Here is a 23390-nt window from a genome sequence, read left to right on the forward strand (position 1 = left end):
CCAGCCGGTCAGGAACGTTGACCAGGGGTTGGCACATTCCGATGTTGGCGCTAGCTTTGACGCCAAGCGCCTCGGTAAGGGGGTGCAGCAAAGGGAGAAATTAGTATGAAAAAGATCTTGAGCGGCTCTGCTGTGGCCGCCTTGTGTGTTGCGTTCGTGTCTGAGGCAGCCGCAACTGAATGGAATGCTTCGGTCTGGGGCAAACGTCGTGCGTTCACCGAGCATGTTGAGAAACTGTCTGAGTTGGTCAGCGAAAAGACAAACGGCGATTTCACCATCAATGTTAGCTATGGTGGCCTGTCCAAGCCGCGCGAAAACCTGGATGGAATCGAAATTGGTGCGTTTGAGATGGCGCAGTTCTGTGCTGGATATCATCGCGACAAAAACCGCGCGATCACCGTTCTGGAACTGCCGTTCCTAGGCGTGAACAACCTGGATGAGGAAGTTGCCGTCAGCCACGCGGTTTACGATCACCCTGCCGTTAAGGATGAGATGGCGCAGTGGAACGCGCGTATTATCATGACGTCGCCCATGCCGCAGTACAACATCGTCGGAACCGGCGACCCGCGTGACGAACTTGCCGAGTTCGAAGGCATGCGTGTCCGCGCCACAGGTGGTCTGGGCAAGGCATTCGAGGCGGTAGGTGGTGTACCGACCTCGGTTCCTGCAACCGAAGCTTTTAACGCAATGGAGTCCGGTGTCGTTGACACGGTTGCCTTTGCTCAGCACGCGCACCTGTCTTTTGGCACGATCAACGAAGCAGATTGGTGGACGGCCAACCTGAACCCCGGCACTGTGAATTGCCCGGTTGTGGTCAATATCGATGCCTATGAGGCACTCCCGGCTGAGCATCGCGAAGCGCTGGACAGTTCGATCGACGAAGCGATTGATCACTATCTGGCCAATTATGGTTCGCTGCTGGATCAGTGGGACAGTGTTTTGGATGAAAAGGGCGTCGCAAAGGTACAGATCGATGATGCGGTAATCGCAGAGTTCCGCACCAAAGCTGCCGATCCCATCCGGGCACAGTGGATTGAGGATATGTCCGCTCAGGGCATCCCTGCGCAGGACCTGTATGATCTGGTCCAGTCCACGCTGGAACAGCAACGCAGCGGTAACTAAGCACAAAATCCGGGTGCCCACCGGGGCATCCGGACACCAATAAAAATACAGGGGAACACCGCAATGGCAGGACAGGCCACGGTGCTTGAAGACAACAGCCTCCTGAGTTCTTTGGACCGTAAGTTATTGAGGTTAGAGCGGTTTTTGGCTCTGATCAGCGGCCTTGCCGTGTTCAGTCTTATGGTTTTGGCGGTTGTCTCGGTCAGCGGACGCAATGCGATTAACGCACCTTTGCCGGGATATGTCGACTGGATCGAACAGGCGATGCCTCTAATTGCATTTCTGGGCATTTCATATGTTCAGCGCGATGGCGGTCATATCCGGATGGACATTGTCATCTCACGCCTGCACGGCCGGGCACTTTGGCTGTTTGAGCTGATATCGGTTCTTCTGATCCTGGTGTTGATGCTGGCCTTGGTCTGGGGCAGCTGGTCCCATTTTGACCGCTCGTTCGATTTTGGCGCGCCGATGTGGAGCCGGGACAGTTCAATCGACATCGGTATCCCGCTTTGGCCGGCCAAACTGCTGGCACCCGTGGCGTTCTCGGTGCTTTGCCTACGGTTGTTACTTCAGGTTTGGGGATATGGTCGCGCGCTGATCGTAGGGGCCGAAAGCCCGGTAGCGGTTCCACTGATCCAGGACGCCGCCGCACAAGCCGCCGCCGAGGCTGAGCAATTCGAAGGGCAGGACTAGCACATGGACTCGATTGAAATTGGCTTGTGGGTCACAGGTGGCCTGCTGGTTCTGGTTTTTACCGGAATGCGCGTGGCCTTTGCGGCAGGTCTTGCGGGGCTGGTTGGGCTGGTTTGGATTTTCTGGGCCAAGTTCGGATACGATCCGGATCGCTTCGGCAAAGCATTAACCGTCGCGGTCAAGACGGCGGGGCAGGTGCCCCATTCCAAGGTTGCGGCCCATACACTCAGCCTGATCCCCACCTTTATCCTGATCGGTTATCTGGCCTATTACGCGGGGCTGACGCGCGCGTTGTTCGAGGCCGCTAAACGTTGGGTTGCGTGGGTGCCCGGAGGGCTCGCGGTTTCGACTGTGTTCGCCACAGCCGGGTTCGCGGCCGTTTCTGGCGCGTCGGTGGCAACGTCTGCCGTGTTTGCCCGGATCGCTATCCCCGAGATGTTGAAGGTCGGCTACAACAAGCAGTTCGCAGCCGGAGTGGTCGCAGCGGGCGGTACACTTGCGTCCCTGATCCCGCCATCCGCGATCCTAGTGATCTATGCGATCATCGTGGAACAGGATGTGGGTAAACTGCTGCTCGCCGGGTTTATCCCCGGTGCATTCTCTGCCGTTGTGTACGGTCTGCTGATCGTCGGCATCGCGGTTGTGTTCAAAAACGTTGGTCCACCGGTAACAGGTTTCACCTGGAAGCAGCGTTTTGCGTCACTGCCGGGAGCGTTTCCGATTGTCGCCGTGATCCTGATCATCATTTGCTTTGTCTATAACCCGTTTGGTGAAAAAGCCTGGGGCACTCCCACCGAAGGCGGGGCTATCGGTGCCTTCATCGTCTTCTGTTTTGCCCTATTTCACGGAATGCGGTGGCCCGAGCTGAAGTCGGCGCTGCTGGAAACCGCCAAACTGACGGCCATGATCTTCACGATCATCTGGGGGGTGCTGATCTACGTACGGTTTCTGGGGTTTGCCGATCTTCCGGGCGCGTTTTCGGACTGGATCACTTCGTTGGAAATGTCGCCGATGCTGATACTGATCTGTATCCTGCTCGCCTATGCGGTCTTGGGCATGTTCATGGATGCCATCGGGATGCTGTTGCTGACATTACCGGTCGTCTATCCGGCGGTCATGGCCCTGAACGGGGGTGAGACGGTCAGTGCCGCCGAGAGCGCTTTTGGCATGTCAGGTCCGATGTGTGCGATCTGGTTCGGAATTCTGGTCGTGAAAATGGCCGAGTTTTGCCTGATCACGCCCCCTATTGGCCTGAATTGTTTCGTGGTTGCAGGCGTGCGCCCGGATCTGAGCGTTCAGGACGTGTTCAAGGGCGTTACGCCGTTCTTCATCGCAGACGGCGTAACGATCGCGCTGCTCGTGGCGTTTCCCGGTATCGTACTTTACCTGCCGTCATTGGCCGGATAGAAAAAACCCCCGGTGGTGAACCGGGGGCTAGTCGACGTGAAGTGCGGGTTCTTCAGCTCGCCCGCATCAGCATTCCATACAGATCCCGCGGATCATCTGGATCTGCCAACATGTCCAAAGGTTCAAAGAAATCAGTGCCTTTGATGGCAGACTGGACGTAGCACAAGGCTGAGAAATCCTCGATCGCGAAGCCAACGCTATCAAAAAGAGTGATCTGTCGGTCGTCGCGCCGGCCTTTGGCCTGACCGGTCATGACCTGCCACAATTCGGTCACTGGGTGATCCTCGACCAAGGCCTGAATCTCGCCCTCGATGCGTGTTTGTTCCGGGTATTCGACGAAGATGTCCGAGCGCAGCAGAATATCGCGGTGTAGTTCGGTCTTGCCGGGGCAATCACCGCCAATTGCATTGATGTGGACGCCCGGTCCGACCATGTTGTCGGTCAGGATCGTTGCGTTTTTCTTATCTGCGGTGCAGGTCGTGATGATCTGAGCGCCTTCGATGGCGTCCTCGGGTGTTTTGCAAAGCACGACCGTCAGCCCGGAATTCTTGAGGTTTGCCGCGCATTTTTCGGTGGCCGCGTGATCGGTATCGTAAAGGCGCACAGTGTCGATCCCGCACATGGCCTTGAACGCCAGGCATTGGAACTCGGACTGAGCGCCATTCCCAATCATCGCCATAACACGCGATGACTTGGGTGCCAGATAACTGCCGACAAGGGCCGAGGTTGCCGCCGTGCGGAGGGCGGTTAGCATCGTCATCTCGGTCAAAAGCGTAGGGTAGCCGGTATAGACGTCGGCCAGAAGGCCAAAGGCTGTCACGGTCTGCAGGCCCTCGGACGTGTTCTTGGGGTGCCCGTTGACGTATTTAAATCCATAGGCCTCACCATCCGAGGTTGGCATCAGTTCGATTACGCCATGGGGAGAATGCGCCGGAATGCGAGGGGTCTTGTCAAAGCTCTCCCAGCGTTTGAAGTCGGATTCAATCTGAGCCGCGATCTGAGTGATCATCTTTTCAAGCCCGATATGGTGCACCAGCCGCATCATGTTGTCGACGGATACAAAGGGCACAAGAGCCTTGTCAGAAGGTTGCATCATGATCTCCTATCGGCGGGAAAGGTGGATACCGGCGATCATGCAACGTACTGATCCTCCGGCTGTTTCAATGGTTGGAACCGACAACGGCAGCAGAGTGGCGCTGTCTTCGATGATGTCGGTCTGTTGGGGCGTCAGCGCATCTTTGGCGCGGCTGGAAAGAGCTAGCACGAGCCCATCACGACCACTAAGCTCGATGGTGTTTCCAGCAAAGTTTGCGATCTGGTCATGGGACAGATCGATTACGGTGCGACCGGATTCTTCCAATCGCGCCTGCACGGTCGCGCGGCGTTCGGCATCGATTATCATGTCGAGGCAGATCAGTGCATAATGTGTGCCGATTCCCATCAGGACATTGGTGTGATAAACGTCTCGGCCTGCGTCGTCCCTAGCTTCGAACGCGATGGGTTCGTAGTTGAAGTTCGTGCAGAACCGCTCCAACAAAACGGGATCAGCGCGGTTTGACTTGACCGTGTAAGCGATGCGGCCGACGTGATCGAGAACCATTGCTCCGGTACCTTCCAGTGCGAGATCGTCCGGTTCCAGCCCCGAATAATCGATCACGTCCTGAACGCGGTATTCTTGTTTCAACAACTCGATAACATCTGTGCGGCGTTCGCGTCGACGCGACGGAACAAACATCGGATAGATTGCAATGTGTCCGCCGGGATGCGTCGAGAACCAGTTGTTGGGAAAGACACTGTCCGGCGTGTTTTGTTGGCCGTGATCATCAAATACATGAACTGTGACGCCTGCATCGCGCAGTTGTTCGACTGCACGATCATGTTCATCGCGCGCGGCTGCTGAAGTCGCTTCGGCGGACCGATGTGCCAGTGTCTGAAACGCATTGTCATGGCGAGTCTCTGGGTTCGACACAAACTCATGCGGTCGAACCATGACAACAGCGGAAGGAGATTGAAGGGAATTCATCAGAAACTCCGGGTCGGGCGGTCGAAGATGCGGCGGCCCAACAGGGACGCGGCCAGATCGACCATCAGTTTTGCGGTTCGTCCACGTTCATCCAGGAACGGGTTCAGTTCGACCAAATCCAGCGAGCAGACGAGGCCGCTTTCGTGCAGCAGTTCCATCGCCAGATGGGCTTCGCGTTCGGTCGCGCCGCCAGGAACAGTGGTGCCAACGGCGGGCGCAATTGAAGGGTCCAGAAAGTCGACGTCCAGCGAGACGTGCAGGATACCGTTTGCTGCGCGTACTCGGTCGAGGAACGCGATCAAAGGTGCCTTGATACCGTGCTCATCAATGCTGCGCATGTCTGCCAGCATGGCCTGATCCTGTTCCAATCGTGCACGTTCAGCCGGATCCACGGAGCGCAAACCAATCATGCCTACTCGATCCGTTGGAATCGGTGCAGCCAGCGGAGGGAATGCGTCAAACCCGGGTTGCCCGGTGAAATAGGCAACCGGTGTGCCGTGCAGGTTGCCGCTGCCGGTGCTGTCAGGTGTATGAAAGTCGCTGTGCGCGTCCAGCCAAAGCACGAACAGGGGGCGACCCATCCTGTCTGCATGTGTTGCCATCCCGGCAACTGTGCCCATGGACAAAGCGTGATCGCCGCCCATAAAAATCGGCAGTCCGTTCGGCGCGGTTTCCTGTGCGGCGCGGCTCAGGGCGCTGGTCCAGCCGATGCACTCGGGCAGCGCCACAAGGTGTGGATGCTCCGGTACATCTGACGGATCGGCGTTGACATTTCCGATATCCGACACTTGGTGCCCGAGGTCAGTCAGAGCTTGTTCCAGACCGGCCACCCGGTAGGCGTCCGGGCCCATGCGGCACCCCTGACGACGCTTACCTGCGTCCATTGGTGCGCCAACCAATATTACATTTTGCGTATCCATATGACTATCTAGACCCTCGTGATGGCTTGCGAAAAGACAGCAAAATGTTCAAAATGGCATTCGGATAAACGAAATGAGAAGCAGTCATGGACGATTTGGATAGCAGGCTGCTCAGCGCCTTGCACCGGGATGCACGGGCGTCCCTGTCCGAACTCGCCGAAACGCTGGGTGTGACGCGCACTACGGTTCGCAGCCGCCTGCAGCGCCTCAAACAGTCCGGTGAAATTGTTGGGTTCACGGTACTCACCCGTCAGGACGTGGCGCAAAGCCCGGTGCGCGGCTTGATGATGCTGGAAATCGAAGGCCGCGGAACCGAGCGCACGATGGCCCGAATTGCCGCCATGCGTCAGGTGCGTGCTGTTCACTCCACAAACGGAAGCTGGGATCTGATCGCCGAAATCTGGACCGAAACACTGGCCGAGCTGGACGAGGTGCTGTTCCAGATTCGCCGTATGGAGGGGATCACTAAGTCCGAGACCAACCTGCTGCTGTCCACCCGCAAAGGTCGGTTGTGACCCCCGTAGTGCTTTGAGCCTGAACGAAAATGTGCAAAAGTCGGCTTGCGCGTTTCGATCGTGCAGAGTGTGATCGCGCCTGAGAGCAGGGACAAAGCATGGCAACTCATGAAAATGTCGAAGAACTCTGGGCTGTACGCCTGGCCGAACGGGTTTCGGGGTTTCTTGAAAAGCCCCTTGTCCGGATCGCGATACCGATTCTGGTCACGCTTATTGCCCTGACCGTCCTGCACGAGCTGTCTTCGCACGTCAAATGGGCTGATGTAAAAACCGACGTCGCGAATACATCGTGGAAACTGATGTTTTTCGCCCTGTGCTGGACGGCTGTCAGCTTTTTATCTCTCTCACTTTACGATGTGTTTGCCGTGCAAAGTGTGGCAGATGGCGAGGTTCCTTTGCCTGTCGCAGGCATGGCTGGCGCCTGTGGTTATGCCGTGTCGAATTGCCTTGGGTTTTCTTACATTACTGGCACGGCGATCCGGTATCGGATCTATGCGTCCCTGGGTCTTGATCTGGGTCGGGTTGCGGGGGTGATTGCCACATCTTGGATCGCGTTCTGGTCAGGTTTCATTCTGCTTCTGGGTGGGTTGCTAACCTTTCATCCGGATGGCGTGTCCAAAGTTCTACCAATAAGTGACACGGTGGAAACCGTGCTAGGATTGTGCCTGCTTGTGGGTTTCGCAACGCTGTTCATTTGGCTCTCCAAGGGCGGACGCAGACTGGCCACCGGTGGTTTGGGCTTCAATTTGCCGGGCGGCAAGTTGCCTGGATTGTTGACGCTGGCGGCTGTGGGTGACCTGTTTGGGGCGTCAATGACGCTGTACGTGTTGATGCCGGATGATCTGGGGGTCGGGTTCCCGTTCTTCTTCACAATCTACATTGGCGCTATTGCAGTCGGAATTCTCAGCCACGCTCCGGGCGGGATTGGTGCGTTCGAAGCGACTCTGATAGCCGGGCTAGGGGCCTCGGGTCGGTCTGACGTGATCGCCGCCCTTTTGCTGTACCGGTTGATTTATACCTTCTTGCCGTTCGCCATCGCGACGCTGTCCATCGCGGTGGCTTCGGCCCTGACGAACCGACATCACATCAGCGGAGCCGCCACGTGGGTTTACCGCGTGATCCGTCCGATTGTGCCGATGGTCGCGGCCGGTGTCGCAGCTGTGGCGGGTGTCATTCTGCTGGTGTCCGGGGCGTTGCCTGCAGGCAGCGAGAAGCTTAGCGCATTGCGGGACTTTCTGCCTTTGTCCTTCGTTGAAGCTTCGCATCTTGCCGGAAGCGCTGTCGGAGTTCTACTGATCCTTGTTTCACGCGGCCTGTTCCGCAAGCTGTACCGCGCATGGATAGTGGCCATGCTGCTGATGGTTGCCGGGTTCGTCGCATCGCTGACCAAGGGTCTCGATACGCACGAAGCGATCAGCATGTTGGGCACAATCGCCTTACTGGCCACGTTTCGCGGGGCGTTTTACCGCGTCAGCGGGGCATCGATATTCCGCCTGAACATCCCGTGGCTGGTCAGCGTGGTCGCCTTGCTTTTGGTCGTCTTTTGGGTCGGGCTGTTTTCCTATTCGCATGTCGAATATCAGAACGCTTTGTGGTGGGAGTTCGCGTGGAACGGTGACGCCTCACGCTTTTTGCGATCCAGTCTTGTGGTGGCGGTTATTCTTGGCGTGGTGGCCGTGAATTCTTTGTTCGGGCGCGAAGTTCCGGAACCGGTCCGGACGGAGATCCCCGAGGTTGTTGAACGTCTGGTCATGGAAAGCGAAGACACCGAGTCGCAGATTTCACTGACCGGCGACAAGCAATTCCTGATTTCACCGGACGATGACGCATTTCTGGCCTATGCCGACACAGGCAATGCACTGATAACAAAGGGGGAGCCGGTTGGGGATGAAACCGCCGGAAAGCAACTGATCTGGCAATTGCGCGAAATGGCGGACCGTGAGGGCAAGTTGTGCGCTTTCTACAGCGTATCAACTAAGTACCTGCCGACATTTCTGGATCTAGGCCTATCTATTCTGAAGATCGGAGAGGTCGCGCGCGTGCCGTTGAAAGATTTCTCGCTGGACGGTAAATCTCGCAAGCGGTTCCGTCAGGCCAAGAACCGGGCCGAACGCGAAGGGTATGTTTTCGAGATCATACCGAAAGACAAAGTGGGTCCTGTGTTGCCCGAATTGCGCAAGATTTCAGACGATTGGCTGGAGCATAAGGCTGGTGAGGAGAAGGGGTTCGCCTTGGGCGGGTTTGACGATGAATACCTGTCCTATTTCGATTTCGCGGTGCTGAAAAAGGCAGATACGGGAAAGATCGTCGCCTTCGCCAACCTCTTCCAAGGCGGGAACAAGTCCGAATTGTCGTTGGACCTGATGCGGTATGAGCCGGACGGGTCGAACTTTATCATGGATGCCTTGTTTGCCGAGATGATGACCTGGGGGGCAGAGCAGGGGTTCCATTGGTTCTCGCTGGGGGCGGCACCGTTTTCGGGAATCGAGAACCGGCAACTGGCGTCTTTCTGGAACCGCGTCGGAGGGTTCGTTTATGAACACGGCGAGCAGTTCTATCACTTCGAAGGGCTGCGATCCTTCAAGCAGAAGTTCGATCCGGAATGGAGCCCGAATTACCTCGCCAGCCCCGGTGGTCTGGCAGCACCACGTATTCTGTACGAGGTGAACATCCTGATTTCAGGCGGTTTGCGCGGGTTGACGAAATAAAGTTCAGTTCAGACTGGCGCGGGTCGGGGTTTTCTCCAGTAGATCGCCCCAATCTGTGCGATATGCCATTTCGGCCAGAACGGTTTCTGGCAGGAATTCTTGGTTCTGCCGGATCTGCCAGCCGCCTCCCAATCCCTTGTAAACCGCAACCAGATTGCTAGAAACCTGCTGGCGGGCCTGAATCAAATTAGCCTGAGACCGCAGCAGGGCTGTTTGGGTGTTCAGGATACGCGAATAGCTGGCGATACCGTCCCGATACTGGTCGATGGCGATATCAGCCGCTTTGCGCGAAGCCGCGACGCTTTTTTCATAAAAGCCAACTTGCTTGCGTGACTGGGCATAGGCAACCATCGCGCTTTCAACCTCGGAATAGGCGGTCAGGACGGTGTTCTGGTAATTGGCGATCAACGCCTGATAGGCCGCATCCTGCGCGCGGACGTTGTTTTTGATCCGGCCATAGTTCAGCACGTTCCAGACCACACCGGCATTCGCGAGCCCGGTGTTGCTGCCTGCTGAAAACAGATCTTGCCCGCCCGAGGCCTGCAGGCCAATAGCACCTGACAGGATAAATTGCGGATAAAGGTCGGCCAAAGCGATCCCGACCTGCGCTGATTGCGTGGCCGCTGCCAGCTCGGCCGCGCGAACGTCTGGGCGGCGGCGCAGAAGCTCGGCGGGGACACCGACGGACACATTCGTACGCGCAGAGGGGATCCGCCCGGAATTGCCTAGTAGGCTGGTCATGCGGGACGGCGTGGTTCCCAGCAGCACGGCCAAAGCATTTTTGGCCTGTTGAAGATCACTCTCAATCTCTGGCACCAAGGCCTTGGTATTGTTCAACAGGGCCGTGGATTCCTGCACGTCCAGCTCGGTTGTCACGCCATTGTCAAACCGCAATTGGGTCAGATCTGAGGATTCCTGTTGCAACTGGATGTTGTCGCGCGCCACGGCCAGCGACTCCTGCAAGGCACGGATGTTGACATATAGCGCCGCAACATCGCCGGTCAGGGTGACAAGCGCGTCGTCATAGTTGGCCACTTGCAGCGCCAGATTGGATCGCGCGGCCTGAACGCCGCGGCGCTGCTGGCCCCAGACGTCTAGTTCCCATTGGGCATCAAACCCGACTTGCGAGGTCGAAAACTCGGTGTCCAGCGGGATGATCCGACGGATATCGGAAATAGGTCCGAGGTTGTCGCTGACCTGACGGCGTTCAATGGATGCACCGATGGCCTGTGATTGCGGATAAAGCTCGCCAAACGCAATGCCCAACTGCGCGCGTGCCTGCAGAACGCGGGCACCGGCAACCTGCAAGTCCAGGTTCTGTGCATAGGCCTCGGCGATTAGTTTATTGAGGGTGGGGTCATTGAAGGTCTCCCACCATTTCACTACCGGAGCGCTGCGTGAGGTCAGACCGCTTTGACCAGTGCTTGGGGTGTTGACCTCGATCCATTGTTTGACGACCGGTGAGTTCGGGCGCACGAAATCCGGGCCAACTGGTGCGCAGCCGACCAGCAGCGCGGCGCAAAGGGCCGTGCCCATCAGTCGGCGGTGTAATCTGGCCCAGGTCATCATATGCGTCCTTAGATATCCAGTGGTCGAATGAAGTTGGCGAAGGAATAGAGACGAATGTTGATCCGTCGCAGAAACTCAAAGCTTTTGCCCTGACCGGTATAAATCGCCACAGCCGCGTGACCACCAGCGGGGAAGGTATGCCCGTCGGGGATATCGACCGAGATCTGGACCGCGATGCGACCGGGTAATTTCGGTAGCTCAAAGCCGGGCAGGCGGCCTGACGGCAAGTATTGCCCTTGACGGGTTGCCCACCAGATCGCTTCGACTTTACCAGTCAAAATTTCGCCCGGATACAGATCAAGGGCGACTTCAACGGGTTGGCCGACTTCGACAAATTTCAGGTTCTGCTGACGGTAGGTTGCAAGAATGTAAGGGTTATCCTTGGTGACAAAGCTGGCAATGGCGCCCAGGCGAATATCGCCGACGACCAGACCGGGACGGGCTTGTTGGGACACGATCATGCCGTCTTCGGGGGCGTAAATCGTGGTGTTGTCCAGAAAGTACTGGGCCTTGTCCAACTGCGCCTGGGCCTGAAGGATGCCGGTGTTCACGCCGTCAATCTGGGAATCCAGCGCAAGCTGAGCCTTTTCCAGATTTGCCGTGGCCTCTTTGACCTGCGCCTGATCCTCAGTCACCTGTTCGTTCCAGCGATCTAGCTCGTCCTGCCGCGCACCACCTGCGGGTACGAGGTTTTCGTATCGGGCTTGCTGCGTCTGTGCGTAAGCAAGTTGCGCGTTTGCACGCTCAATGGCTTCCCCAGCGGCAATGACGTCCTGTTCAAGGATCTTGGCGTTTTGCTCGGCCGCAACCAGCTGCGCTGTGGCTTCCTCAACCTCAAGCGCGAACACGGTGTCGTCGAACCGATACAGGGGATCGCCCTTTGTGACCTCGGTATTTGGCTCGACCAGTACCTCAGTCAATAACGTCGGCTCGGTCAGCCGTGGGACGATCTGGATGGTTGAGCGGACCACGTGGCTGTCAATGGAGAACGGCTGAAAGAACCGAAGGGCGACAAGGAAGATCAACAGCAGGTGCGCACCGACCCAGAAGGATACGATGCCCCACATGATGTTGAACTTCAGCCACTGGAACTTGAAGAAAATAAGCCAGACAAAAATGATGTAGAAAAGCGTAATGCCGAGGGCGACAAACATATTTTGTAGTTTCCTTTGGCGTTAGCTCTTTTGCGTCTCTTCCGGATCCAGCGGGTCACGGTATTCTTCCGTCAACTCACCACCCAAGCGCTTGATTTCTTTGCGAACTGCCTTTCGTTCTTCATCGGGCATGCGGCGGATATCGACCACCGTTCCATCGTGGAACGCCCAAATGAAAGCATGGACCCAAGGCACGATGGCGAGAAACCCCATCCAGCCCATGATCTTGATAGCTTCGGCATGGGGGTGATTGCGTTTGATCGCGATGCGGCCCGGTAGTCCCATCACGAATAGAAACAGCGCCATGACGGCGGCCAGTAGCAAAATCAACGCAACAAATGTCAGGTAGTCGTAATAGCCCAGTGGCTGCCCAAGTAACCCCATGTTTGTGCCTCTGTTCGGGAAGGTTATCCCATCCTCAGTTGTTGGAGCCCAGTTCGTCAATCACTTTGTAGCTGGTTGGCGGGTCGGCGCAGATGCCGGGACCACATTCAAGCAGCGTAGAACCGGCATTCAGAACAGCCAGACCAAGCATGATGAAGAAGGCAGTTTTGGCCAAGGTGCTTCCACCAAAGCGCGACTGATCCGAAGTTTCGTCAGCGTATTGGCGATCAAACAGCAGCATAACCGCGGTGCCCAACAGGATCAGGAAAAAGCAAATGGCAGCCCACGTATAGTAGTGCAGCCCCAACACGGGCGAGCCGTAATGGCCCGTGCCCGGAACGATATGCAGAAGGATCTGGCGCACCGATACGCTGCCGCCATAAAGTGCTGCGATTAACATCAACGCATAGTGCTGCGGCCGCGCGCCGTATAGCAGGTTCAAGCCCAGCCCAACGCCCACGGCGACAAAGCCAACGCGTTGCAGCAGGCAAAGTGGACAGGGCAGCTCGTAAAGCGCCAGTTGGTAAACAAAGGCCAAAAGCAGCACAAGGCTGACGGCCAGCATGCCGATGGCGTTCAGGGTTCGGGATAATTCTGGTGTCATCATCGCCCCTACAACTGGATTGTCAGTTGGCTGGTGGCGTGGAATTTCAGCCAGTACACACTCAACGCCAGCGTGAAGAAAAACAGCGCATTGGCTGCCGTTGTTTGTCGAAAATAATTCAGCCCCATGGTGGCTGTAAGTAACGCAAATAAAAGCGCTATCATGGCCCGGTTCTCCCCTTCCGTGCAACGACCGCAATACCGGGATACTGTCAGGCACTGGGAGGTCTGGCAAGAAAACTCTCGTCGAGTTCACCTTTTAGGAGAGCCACTTAGGGGATTATTGGCACACGCGCAGATCGGTCTTCCACGCCTGACACCTCTTGCTTAGGCGGTCCGTCAGAGGCCGGTCGGTGTAGAACGTATCGATCTCAGCCAACGAGGTGATGCGCGCGGGGGCTGCACGCTGAAACTTTGAATGATCGGCCACAAGAAAGGTGCGCCGTGTCTGGGCCAGGATCGTCTGGCTCACTTGGACCTCTTGAAAATCAAAATCCAATAGGTCGCCATCGGCATCAAGTGCCGAGCAGCCGATGACCGCATAATCGAATTTGAAGTGCCGGATGGTTGCGACCGTCAGATTGCCGACCAGCCCGCCATCCGATCTGCGCAGGACACCACCCGCGACGACGATTTCGCAATCGGCGTTCTCTGCCAGTATATTGGCGACATTCATGTTGTTTGTAACGACCATCAGGTTCTTGTGGATCACCAATTGGCGCGCAACCGCCTCGGTCGAGGTCCCGATATTCATGAAAACCGACGCGCCGTCCGGAATGTCTTGGGCACAAGACGAGGCAATGCGCGCTTTGGCCTCATCGTTCAGGGCGCGACGATCCTCATAGCCAATATTGGAAACGCCAGAGCGAATGACGGCCCCGCCATGAACCCGGTCCAGTTTCCCCAGATCCGCCAGCTCAGACAGGTCGCGGCGAATGGTCTGAACCGTGACCCCGAACTGAGCGGCCAAGTCATCCACCATCACACGACCATCCTGTCTGGCGATGTTCAGGATGTCTGACTGGCGAAAGGAAAGGGACATGGTCGGCTCCGAAACGGTGTGGGTTCGTTCTTGTTCTAATTTCGAAGGGTTTCCAAGAGATCTGTTTGGTCACGCTCTTGAAATACTTCGAATTGTAGTGATAAAGCGAACATAAACGAAAGTAAACGTTGACGAAACGCACGTACATCGGGTTAATGACCCCGGTTTTTCAAACAAAGAGAATCATCCGGACATGGAACGGCACACGGACAAGGTCACGGACCTTTTCATCATTGGTGGTGGGATCAACGGGTGCGGAATAGCGCGCGATGCGGCCGGGCGCGGATTGTCCGTGACATTGGCCGAGATGAACGATCTTGCTTCGGCGACGTCTTCGGCCTCGACCAAGCTGTTTCATGGCGGCCTGCGGTATCTGGAGTATTTCGAATTCCGTCTGGTGCGCGAGGCGTTGATCGAGCGTGAAACACTACTGCGGGCGATGCCGCATATCAGCTGGCCGATGCGGTTTGTATTGCCGTATCACAAGGATATGCGGTTCGATTCTGAAACGCCGACCTCGCGACTTCTCAGCACAGTAATGCCTTGGATGAAGGGACGGCGCCCGGCGTGGCTGATCCGTCTGGGTCTGTTTATGTATGACCATCTGGGGGGGCGCAAAATCCTGCCGGGGACAAGCTCACTGGATCTGCAAAGCGCGCCGGAAGGCGGGCCGTTGCAGAACAAGTTTCACACAGCCTACGAGTATTCCGATTGCTGGATCGAGGATTCACGGTTGGTTGTGCTGAATGCCCGCGATGCCGAGGCACGCGGGGCGAATATCCTGGTACGGACCGAAGTTCTGGCGGCCAAACGCGTCGATGATCTGTGGGAGATCACCATCCGCGATAAGCAGAGCGGCGAAACGCGGATGGTGCAGGCCAAAATGCTGATCAACGCGGGTGGCCCCTGGGTTGGGGACATCATCCAGACCAAGATCCACATCAACTCTCGTGAAGGTGTGCGGCTGGTGCGCGGCAGCCATATCGTGACGCCAAAGCTCTATGATCACGACAAGTGCTATTTCTTCCAAGGCGAGGACGGGCGCATCATCTTCGCCATTCCGTATGAGCGCGATTTTACGCTGATCGGCACAACGGACCAGGATCACCCAGACCCGGCAGAGCCCCCGATCTGTACGGAGACCGAGCAGGACTATCTGTGCGCATTTGCATCGAAGTATTTCCAGAAACCGGTTACGCGCGATGACATCGTGTGGACCTATTCTGGTGTGCGTCCGTTGTATGACGACGGGGCCAGCAGCGCCACTGCGGCGACGCGGGATTATACGCTGAAAGTTGACGCGCAGGGTGGGGCGGCAGTGCTGAATGTCTTTGGTGGCAAGATCACCACCTATCGGCGTCTCGCCGAGAGTGCGATGGACAAAGTGTCCGAGCATTTCCCCGATCTTCCTGGCCCCTGGACTGCAGGCGTTTCGCTTCCGGGCGGCGATTTTCCAGTTGGTGGCGTACCGGATTTGGTCGAGGCACTGTTGGCCGACTACCCGTTTCTGGACCGTGTCTGGGCGCAACGTCTGGTTCGCGCTTATGGCACTGAGGCCAAGACAATTTTGGGCGACGCCAAGTCCGTATCGGATCTGGGCGATGACTTCGGTGCAACGCTAACCGCGCGGGAACTGGCGTGGCTGATGGATAAGGAATATGCGCGCACGGCCGAAGATGTTGTCTGGCGCAGAAACAAGATGGGTCTAAGGTTAAGTACCGAGCAGATCGCTGATATTCAAGGCTGGATGGATCGCAAAACCGAACCCGTCGCAGTGAACGCCTGACCAAAAAAGTAGAAAGCCCCGCCAGTTTGGCGGGGCTGTTGTTTTGGATCACGCGGCCTCTTCTGATGGGCCCGGATCGTCTTTGGTTCCCTTGATCCATTCCCGCATCCCCTGCAGCAGGGCGTAAAGGACCGGCACTAGGATCACGCCGACCAGAGTAGCTGCCAGCATCCCGCCGAACACGGCGACACCGATGGCTTTCTGGCTGGCGGCACCCGCGCCGCTGGCCGCCAGAAGCGGCACAACTCCCAGCAGGAAGGACAGGGCCGTCATCATCACCGCGCGGAAACGTTGAAAGGCGGCCTCGGCTGCGGCGTCTTTGACCGACAACCCTTTTGCGCGTTGTTCCATCGCGAATTCAACGATCAGAATGCCGTTCTTCGAGGCCAACCCCACAAGCATGATCATCCCGATCTGCGTATAGAGGTTGATGTCGCTGCCCACGATAGCCACGGCCGCCACCGCCCCGAACAAGGCGACGATCACCGATAGCAGGATCGACACAGGCAAGGTCCAACTCTCGTATTGCCCCACAAGGAAGAGGTATCCGAACAGGATCGCCAGACCGAGGATGATCACTACCAGTCCACCGGTCGCCAATTGCTGCTGCGCGGTCCCGGTCCATTCAAAGGCATATCCCGGGGGCAGGGCAGTCGTGGATTCCTCGGTCATGACATTGATCGCGTCACCAGTGGATAACCCAGGCGCCGGAACCGCCGTTACGGTCGCCGAACGGAACAGGTTGTGACGTTTCAGCAAGACCGGACCCAATACGTTTTCGACGTCGATGAGCGTACCCAACGGCACCATCTCACCTTTGGTCGAGCGTACATACAGGTTCGAGATATCGTCGACATTATCACGATATGAACCGTCGGCCTGGATCATCACGCGATACACGCGCCCGAACAGGTTGAAGTCGTTCACATAGTATGACCCCAACTGCGCCTGCATCGTCTGGAACACCTCGGCCACGGACACTTGCAGCGTCTTGGCCTTTTCGCGGTCCAGATCCACAAACAACTGAGGAACGTTGGCCCGGAAGGTGGTATAAGCCTGACCGATTTCTGGTCGTTGGTTGGCCGAATAGACGAATGAACCAACTGCAGACGCCAGATCCTGAGGCGTACCGCCTCCGGTCTGCTGCACTTCCATCTCCACACCGGCCGAGTTGCCCAGGCCTTGAATGGGGGGTGGGTTGAACGCGATTATCGATGCGGCGGTTTCACCATAGGCAATCGCCAGCACTTTCTGCAGGATTGCATCAGCGCTCAGGTCGTCCTCTTTACGTTCATCCCAGTTGTCGAGGTTCACAAAGATCGCGGCGCCGTTTGTCGTCGTACCGTTCAGGATTGAGAACCCGTTGATCAGAACTGTGCTTGCGACGCCGGGGATCTGTTGGATCTGTGCGTCGACACGTGCAGTGACCGTTTCGGTCCGTTCCAACGTCGCAGCGTCTGGCAGTTGCACATCCACGAACAGGTATCCGTTGTCTTCCAGCGGAAGGAAGCCACTGGACGTGTTGGACATGATCGTGCCCGTGCCCATGGCCAGCGCGACAATAATCCCCAGACCGATGATCGGAAGGATCAGCAATTTGCGTACGATGGCGACATAGCCACTGCGAACGCTGCCGATGAAGTTTTCGAACACCGCCAACAGCCCCTTGGGCGGACCGGAGCGAGCCTTCAACACCAAGCCGCACAATGCGGGCGACAGCGTCAACGCGTTGATCGACGAGATCACAACAGCGGTCGAGATTGTCACGGCGAACTGCGAATAAAGCCGTCCCGAGATGCCGGGCATAAAGGTGACAGGCACGAATACCGCCAACAGAACCAGCGTGGTTGCAATAACCGGACCGGTGATCTGCCCCATGGCCTTGCGCGTTGCCTCTGCCGGTGGAAGCCCCTCGTCGGCGATGATCCGTTCGACGTTTTCGACCACAACGATCGCGTCATCCACGACAATCCCGATGGCCAGCACCAGCGCGAACAAAGAGATCGTGTTCAGCGACATACCGAAAAGCAGCAAGAACGCGAATGTCCCGATCAACGACACGGGGATCGCAACCGCCGGAATGATCGTCGCGCGCCAGCTTCCAAGGAAGACAAACACCACCGAGATCACAAGGATGAAGGTCAGGATCAGGGTCGAGACCACGTCATTCAGCGACTGTTTGACAAAGTCTGTGGTGTTGAAAGGTACGGCGTATTCCACATCCGTCGGGAAGGTTCGGGACAATCGCTCAAGCTCGGCCTCGACACGGTCCGACACGGCCAGCGCATTCGCGCCAGGTGCCTGATAAATGCCGATTACCGTGGCTGGGACACTGTCGAAATAGCCCGAAGCCGCATAATACTCCGCGCCCAGCTCGACCCGCGCGATGTCCTTGACCCGTACGATTGAACCGGCATCCCCGGTTCGGATGACAATGTCGCCGAACTCTGCGGCCGAGGTCAGGCGGCCCTTGGTTTTGATCGTGTATTGAAAAGTCTGCCCTTCCGGGACCGGAGGAGCGCCGATGGAACCGGCCGAAACTTCGACGTTTTGTTCCCGAATTGCGTTGATCACGTCACCGGGTGTGATGGACAAAGCAGCCATCTGATCCGGGTCCATCCAGATCCGCATGGCGTATTCCAGATTGGTCAGAACGTCGGCTTTACCCACACCCTGAACACGCGCCAGCGCGTCTTTCAGGTTGATCGAAGCATAGTTGGACAGAAAGACACTGTCATACGTCTCATTCGGCGAGGTCAGCGTCACCAGCAACAACATGTTGGTGGATGCTTTTTGAGTAACCACGCCAGATGAGGTCACTTCGGCAGGCAGGGACGACATGGCCTGAGCAACGCGGTTCTGCACGTTGACTGAGGCGATGTCCGGGTCGGTGCCCACTTCGAATGTGACGTTGAGCGAATAGGATCCGTTATCTGCCGAGGTCGACGTCATGTAGATCATGTCGTCCACACCGTTGACCTGCGCCTCAATCGGTGCGGCGACGGTGTTTTCTACGGTTTCGGCGTTGGCGCCGGTATAGGTGGTCGTCACGCTGACCACTGGTGGCGTAATGTCCGGGAACTGGGCGACCGGCAGAACCAAATAGCCGATGCCGCCCATGATCGTAAGGACAAGCGAAATAACTAGGGCCAGCTTGGGCCGGCTAATGAACAGGGCTGAGAACATCCGTTATTCTCCTGGCTGTTCAGACGCGACGACGGCATCTACCGCAACGCCCGGGCGAACCCGCTGCAGGCCCTCAACGATCACGCTTTCACCTTCGCGCAGACCGTCCGTCACAATAATCGCCGTCCCAACCACGTCGCCGGTTGTGATGTAGCGCTGTTCGACCATTTGCTTGTCATTCACCACCAACACAAACTCACCACGCTGGTCGCGCTGCAAGGCGGCCTGAGGGACCAGCACCTGAAGGGTGGGCTCCAGTGCTTCGATCTGAACGCTCAGAAATTGTCCGTCGATGATGAACCGGTCCGCGTTGGGGAACTCGGCACGCATTGTAATTGCGCCTGTCAGCGGGTCGATGCGGTTGTCTACAAAAACGATCTCGCCAGTTTCGTCCAGCTTGGTTCCGTTGGGCAAAGTGAGGTGCACATTCGGGCTTTTGTTGCTTTCAGCCAGCGAGGCCGCACTCTCTCCAACCTGTTCGAGAACCGAAGTGAACTGCTTTTCGTTCAGCGAGAAATTTACATAGATAGGGGCCTCACTTACCAGATTGACGAGCGGAGGATTTGTCGGCCCTACAACGTCGCCTACGCTTGTTTCCACACGTCCAATCCGACCGTCAAATGGCGCGTGGATCTCGGTATAGCTCAGATCCAACTCTGCTTGTTGGATGGCAGCGTGAGCGGCCTTGACCTCGGCCTCGGCGACCAGTTCATTGGCGCGGGCGATGTCACGCTCGGACTCCGGGGTGGCATCGCGTTTGTACAGCTCTTCCTTTCGGGCCAGATCGACCTTGGCAAGCTCCAGATTGGCCTCCGCCCGGTCCAGATCGGCTTTCCGGGCCTCCAGGGTCGCCTCATAAAGATCGGGTTCGATGGTGAACAACAGGTCGTCTTTTTTGATAAGCGCACCGTCTTCCACATCCTGAGTTTCAAGAAAGCCATTCACCCGGGCGACAATATCCACCTTGTTAATGGCCTCGGCCCGCCCGATGAACACGGCCTCATCGGTAATTTCTTCGGTATAGGCCGCTGCAATAGACACTTTCGGCGGCGGCGCGTCGCTTTGATCCTGGGCCAGCGCCGTGAACGAGACGCCCAAACTGGTCAGTGCCGCGATGGCCAAGACCGGACCTCTGTGTCGGAAAAAAGAATTCTTTAATGCAAGGGACATGGCGGGCGCCTCGTTAGACCTAAGGATATTGCGCCGGGGCGGCTCTGTTGCCTCGACGAGTCGTGCTGATTTCTTGGCAGGATGGCCGTTTTGGAACTTTATCTCAAGCTTCTTGAATGCGTCAGCTGGGTGGTGCGCCCGGAAATTATGCCGGTTTCAAGCGGACTTACGCCAAGATCATATGGAGTTTTTGCGCCCAAACCCGGTTTTCGCCCCATTTCAAAAGAAAACGGAGGCCAAATGGCCTCCGTAACTATGGTGTTGTGATCCATAATATCAGTCGCGCTGTCCAGCGAACCTGGATTGCCAGTCTTCGCGTTGTTCGTCTGTGATTTTGGCGAATAGAACGTCCGGCACCGTGAACTCGTGACCGGAGGGCAGGGCGCCCAGTGCGGCCGCAACATCGTCGGGCCAACTGGTGTCCAACGTGTTCATTGCACTCAGCATCTTAGCTGAAGCTTCAGGGATGAACGGTGCGCTAAGTACGGCGTAGAGGCGGATCAGGTTCAGGCCCAGACGTACCTGAGCGGCGGCCTGTTCAGGGTCTTCCTTGAATGTCGACCATGGGGCAGCAGCTTGCAGGTATTCGTTGCCCGCAACCCAGATCGCACGCAGTTCCTGCGCGGATTTGCGAACCTCCATCGCCTCCATATGCCCTTCATAGGCACGGACGCGTTTGGTCAGCTCATCAATCAGCGCCTGTTCGCGGTCGCCATAAGCGCCGCCTTCAGGAACTACCTCACCAAACTTAGAGCGGCAAAACTTTGTAATGCGGCTGACAAAGTTACCCAGAACATCCGCCAGGTCCTTGTTCACCGACTGCTGGAAGTTCTCCCATGTGAATTCGCTGTCGCTGCTTTCTGGCGCATGGCTCAGCAGCCACCAGCGCCAGTAGTCGGCCGGCAGGATTTCCAGCGCCTGATCCATGAATACGCCACGGCCCTGGCTGGTCGAGAACTGACCACCATCGTAGTTCAGGTAGTTGAACGACTTGATGTAGTCGACAAGCTTCCAACGTTCGGATGACCCAGATTCTTCGTTGTATGTGTTGGTGCCCAAAATCGTTGCCGGGAAGGACAGCGTGTGGAAGGGCACGTTGTCCTTGCCCATGAACTGGACATAACGGACATCATCCGCACCTTTGTCGGAGCGCCACCAGCGTTCCCAGTCTGCGTCCGTTTTGCCGTTGGCATCCGCCCATTCCTTTGCGCAGGCGATGTATTCGATCGGCGCGTCGAACCAGACGTAGAAGACTTTGCCCTCCATGCCGGGCCAGTCCTGATCGCCCTTCTTGACCGGTACACCCCAGTCCAGATCGCGGGTGATACCGCGATCCTGAAGACCGTCGCCGTCATGCAACCATTTTTTGGCAATGGACGTGGTTAAAGTGGGCCAATATTGGGTGCCCGCAAATTGCGAAAAGTCTTCTGCAGTCGCCAACTCTTTGCCGTCATCCTTTGCCACAAGAAACTTGGGAGTATTCTTAGGCGGTATTTTTGTATCTATCCATGCATCCAATTGGTCCTTCATTGCCGACTGACGCAGATATAAATGCTTGGTCTCGCGCACCTCCAGATCAGTTGAACCGGAAATGGCCGAGCGCGGCTCGATCAAATCGGTCGGGTCCAGCTGTTTGGTACAGTTTTCACATTGGTCGCCCCGCGCGCGCTCATATCCGCAATTGGGGCAGGTGCCTTCGATATAGCGGTCAGGAAGAAAGCGGCCATCGGCGTTGGAATAGACCTGTTTTTCGCTGACTTCGCGGATCAGCCCAGCATCGTCCAGCTTCCCGGCGAAATGCTGGGTCAGCGTCTTGTTTTGCTCACTGGACGAACGGCCAAAATGATCAAAGCTCATACCAAAACGCTTGGCGATGTCGGCCTGAACCTCGTACATATCTGCGCAGTATTCAGCCACCGGCTTGCCCGCTTTCGCTGCGGCCAGCTCGGCAGGTGTGCCGTGTTCGTCGGTGGCGCACAGGAACATGACCTCGTTCCCCCGGCCACGCAGGTAGCGTGCGTACAGATCAGCCGGCAATTGCGAGCCGATCAGGTTACCGAGGTGCTTGATCCCGTTGATGTAAGGGATCGCTGAGGTGATGAGAATCCGAGCCATGTTCCGTTTCCGCGTAACTGTCTGCGCGCCCGTCTACATTATGTAACCGGCCAGCAAAACCCCGGCTTTGGTTCGGACGTCGTTTTAGGCAGGGGTCGCCGGGAAAATCGACCTGAGTTGCAGCCTTGGATTGCGCCGTATTCAACGCATTCAATACCCCAGAGTTGTAAATTAGAATCACAAACTCTTGAATTTCCGCAATGACTTCCCATCTAAAATGTATACCACAGTATACAATAACGAGGGCAAACAACTGATGTTCGACTTTCTGCTTGAGGGTGCATTTGCGCCCTTCACTTTGGCGCTTGCGTTTCTGTTCGGCCTGCTTGTGCTGGAACTGATCGCATTGGTCCTGGGTGGAAGCCTTATGGCGGGCGAGGGCGATGTCGATCTGGATGTTGTGGATGCCCCTGATCTGGATGTCGGTGATTTCGGTCTGGATATTGATGCCGACATGGATCTGGGCGAATTCGAATTGGCCGAGATCGAGGCAGACGCGCCAGGCGTGATCCCTGCGGGACCTTTGGCGTGGCTGGGGATCGGCAAAGTGCCGTTCATGATCTGGCTGGTGGTTCTGCTGGCAGGCTTTGGCTTGTCCGGTATGGGCCTGCAACTGACGCTGCGCGACCTGCTGGGCTTTGACCTCCCGCCTTGGATGGCTGCGATTCCCGCCGGTGCCTTTGGCCTGTGGTTTGCACGTGGCTTTGGCGGCATCTTTGCTCGTCTGCTGCCCAAGACCGAGACCGAGGCGATGTCGGAGCGCCTGCTTGCCCGTCGCCGTGGCGTGATCACCCAAGGCACCGCTTCGCGCGGACGCCCCGCCGAGGTGCGCGTCATGGATCGATTTGGCAATACCCACTACCTGCGCGCCGAGCCGTTGCAGGACAAGGACACGCTTGAGCAGGGCACCGATGTGCTTGTGCTGCGCGACCGACGGCGCGACCGGTTCGTTCTGGTCGGCATGTCTGAATAACCAAAATTTCTAACCCCATC

19 protein-coding genes are annotated in these 23390 nt (G+C 57.0%); 7 read left to right on the plus strand and 12 right to left on the minus strand.

The genetic code is table 11. The features are described from left to right. The first annotated feature begins 105 nt into the window (after positions 1-105). The 3 genes from dctP (at position 106) to QMP16_RS01870 (ending at position 3222) form a co-directional block, all read left to right on the plus strand. On the plus strand, positions 106-1122 hold the full coding sequence (gene dctP / locus QMP16_RS01860) for a TRAP transporter substrate-binding protein DctP (protein WP_058273822.1): 1017 nt from the start codon (positions 106-108) through the stop codon (positions 1120-1122). Between the two features lie 63 nt (positions 1123-1185). After that, complete coding sequence (locus QMP16_RS01865; protein ID WP_058273821.1) at positions 1186-1815, plus strand: TRAP transporter small permease; 630 nt, start codon at positions 1186-1188, stop codon at positions 1813-1815. Positions 1816-1818: 3 nt separating this feature from the next. Continuing rightward, a complete protein-coding gene (locus QMP16_RS01870; protein WP_108858838.1) occupies positions 1819-3222 on the plus strand; it encodes a TRAP transporter large permease in 1404 nt (467 codons plus the stop codon). A gap of 52 nt (positions 3223-3274) precedes the next feature. Here QMP16_RS01870 and QMP16_RS01875 read toward each other — a convergent pair whose 3' ends face one another. From QMP16_RS01875 to rocF, 3 genes are read right to left on the minus strand one after another with little or no spacing between them, the layout of a single operon-like run. Next, positions 3275-4318, minus strand: coding sequence for an ornithine cyclodeaminase (locus QMP16_RS01875; RefSeq protein WP_282151014.1), 1044 nt, complete (start codon positions 4316-4318; stop codon positions 3275-3277). 6 nt (positions 4319-4324) lie between these two features. Next, positions 4325-5245, minus strand: a complete 921-nt coding sequence (gene ctlX / locus QMP16_RS01880) for a citrulline utilization hydrolase CtlX (protein ID WP_282151015.1) — start codon at positions 5243-5245, stop codon at positions 4325-4327. After that, positions 5245-6165, minus strand: a complete 921-nt coding sequence (gene rocF / locus QMP16_RS01885; protein ID WP_282151016.1) for an arginase — start codon at positions 6163-6165, stop codon at positions 5245-5247. The genes ctlX and rocF overlap by 1 nt, the downstream gene beginning before the upstream one ends. 86 nt (positions 6166-6251) lie before the next feature. Between rocF and QMP16_RS01890 the strand changes: the two genes are divergently transcribed. Together QMP16_RS01890 and mprF are read left to right on the plus strand one after the other, a co-directional pair. Then, entirely contained in the window at positions 6252-6680 is a 429-nt protein-coding gene (locus QMP16_RS01890; protein WP_058277712.1) for an Lrp/AsnC family transcriptional regulator, read from the plus strand. Between the two features lie 98 nt (positions 6681-6778). Then, a complete protein-coding gene (mprF, locus tag QMP16_RS01895) occupies positions 6779-9388 on the plus strand; it encodes a bifunctional lysylphosphatidylglycerol flippase/synthetase MprF (protein ID WP_282151017.1) in 2610 nt (869 codons plus the stop codon). Positions 9389-9391: 3 nt separating this feature from the next. Here the strand turns inward: mprF and QMP16_RS01900 are convergent, their stop codons facing one another. The 6 genes from QMP16_RS01900 to QMP16_RS01925 all read right to left on the minus strand — a co-directional run bounded on the left by QMP16_RS01900 (position 9392) and on the right by QMP16_RS01925 (position 14140). Next, positions 9392-10954: an efflux transporter outer membrane subunit gene (locus QMP16_RS01900; RefSeq protein WP_282151018.1), complete on the minus strand. Its 1563-nt coding sequence runs from the start codon at positions 10952-10954 to the stop codon at positions 9392-9394. A gap of 11 nt (positions 10955-10965) precedes the next feature. Then, the gene (locus tag QMP16_RS01905; RefSeq protein WP_282151019.1) at positions 10966-12111 is read right to left on the minus strand and encodes an HlyD family secretion protein; all 1146 of its coding nucleotides are present in this window, start codon (positions 12109-12111) and stop codon (positions 10966-10968) included. Positions 12112-12132: 21 nt separating this feature from the next. Then, on the minus strand, positions 12133-12495 hold the full coding sequence (locus QMP16_RS01910; RefSeq protein ID WP_058277715.1) for a DUF3302 domain-containing protein: 363 nt from the start codon (positions 12493-12495) through the stop codon (positions 12133-12135). A 34-nt stretch (positions 12496-12529) separates the two neighbouring features. After that, the gene (locus QMP16_RS01915) at positions 12530-13099 is read right to left on the minus strand and encodes a disulfide bond formation protein B (RefSeq protein WP_282151020.1); all 570 of its coding nucleotides are present in this window, start codon (positions 13097-13099) and stop codon (positions 12530-12532) included. Between the two features lie 8 nt (positions 13100-13107). Further along, positions 13108-13263 (minus strand): DUF5993 family protein, encoded by a 156-nt coding sequence (locus QMP16_RS01920; RefSeq protein ID WP_199528470.1) that lies wholly within the window; start codon positions 13261-13263, stop codon positions 13108-13110. Positions 13264-13378: 115 nt separating this feature from the next. Continuing rightward, a complete protein-coding gene (locus QMP16_RS01925) occupies positions 13379-14140 on the minus strand; it encodes a DeoR/GlpR family DNA-binding transcription regulator (protein ID WP_282151021.1) in 762 nt (253 codons plus the stop codon). A 193-nt stretch (positions 14141-14333) separates the two neighbouring features. Between QMP16_RS01925 and glpD the strand changes: the two genes are divergently transcribed. Further along, complete coding sequence (gene glpD, locus QMP16_RS01930; RefSeq protein ID WP_282151022.1) at positions 14334-15926, plus strand: glycerol-3-phosphate dehydrogenase; 1593 nt, start codon at positions 14334-14336, stop codon at positions 15924-15926. Between the two features lie 48 nt (positions 15927-15974). Here glpD and QMP16_RS01935 read toward each other — a convergent pair whose 3' ends face one another. From QMP16_RS01935 to QMP16_RS01945, 3 genes are all read right to left on the minus strand, one after another. Next, on the minus strand, positions 15975-19112 hold the full coding sequence (locus QMP16_RS01935; protein ID WP_282151023.1) for an efflux RND transporter permease subunit: 3138 nt from the start codon (positions 19110-19112) through the stop codon (positions 15975-15977). A gap of 3 nt (positions 19113-19115) precedes the next feature. Beyond that, a complete protein-coding gene (locus QMP16_RS01940; protein WP_282151024.1) occupies positions 19116-20282 on the minus strand; it encodes an efflux RND transporter periplasmic adaptor subunit in 1167 nt (388 codons plus the stop codon). A gap of 276 nt (positions 20283-20558) precedes the next feature. Continuing rightward, the gene (locus QMP16_RS01945) at positions 20559-22397 is read right to left on the minus strand and encodes a methionine--tRNA ligase (protein WP_282151025.1); all 1839 of its coding nucleotides are present in this window, start codon (positions 22395-22397) and stop codon (positions 20559-20561) included. 217 nt (positions 22398-22614) lie between these two features. Here QMP16_RS01945 and QMP16_RS01950 point away from each other — a divergent pair, with 217 nt between their 5' ends. Beyond that, entirely contained in the window at positions 22615-23370 is a 756-nt protein-coding gene (locus QMP16_RS01950; RefSeq protein WP_282151026.1) for an OB-fold-containig protein, read from the plus strand. Positions 23371-23390: the final 20 nt, after the last annotated feature.

The sequence above is a fragment of the Ruegeria atlantica genome (assembly GCF_947495585.1).
Taxonomy (GTDB): Bacteria; Pseudomonadota; Alphaproteobacteria; order Rhodobacterales; family Rhodobacteraceae; genus Ruegeria; species Ruegeria atlantica_G.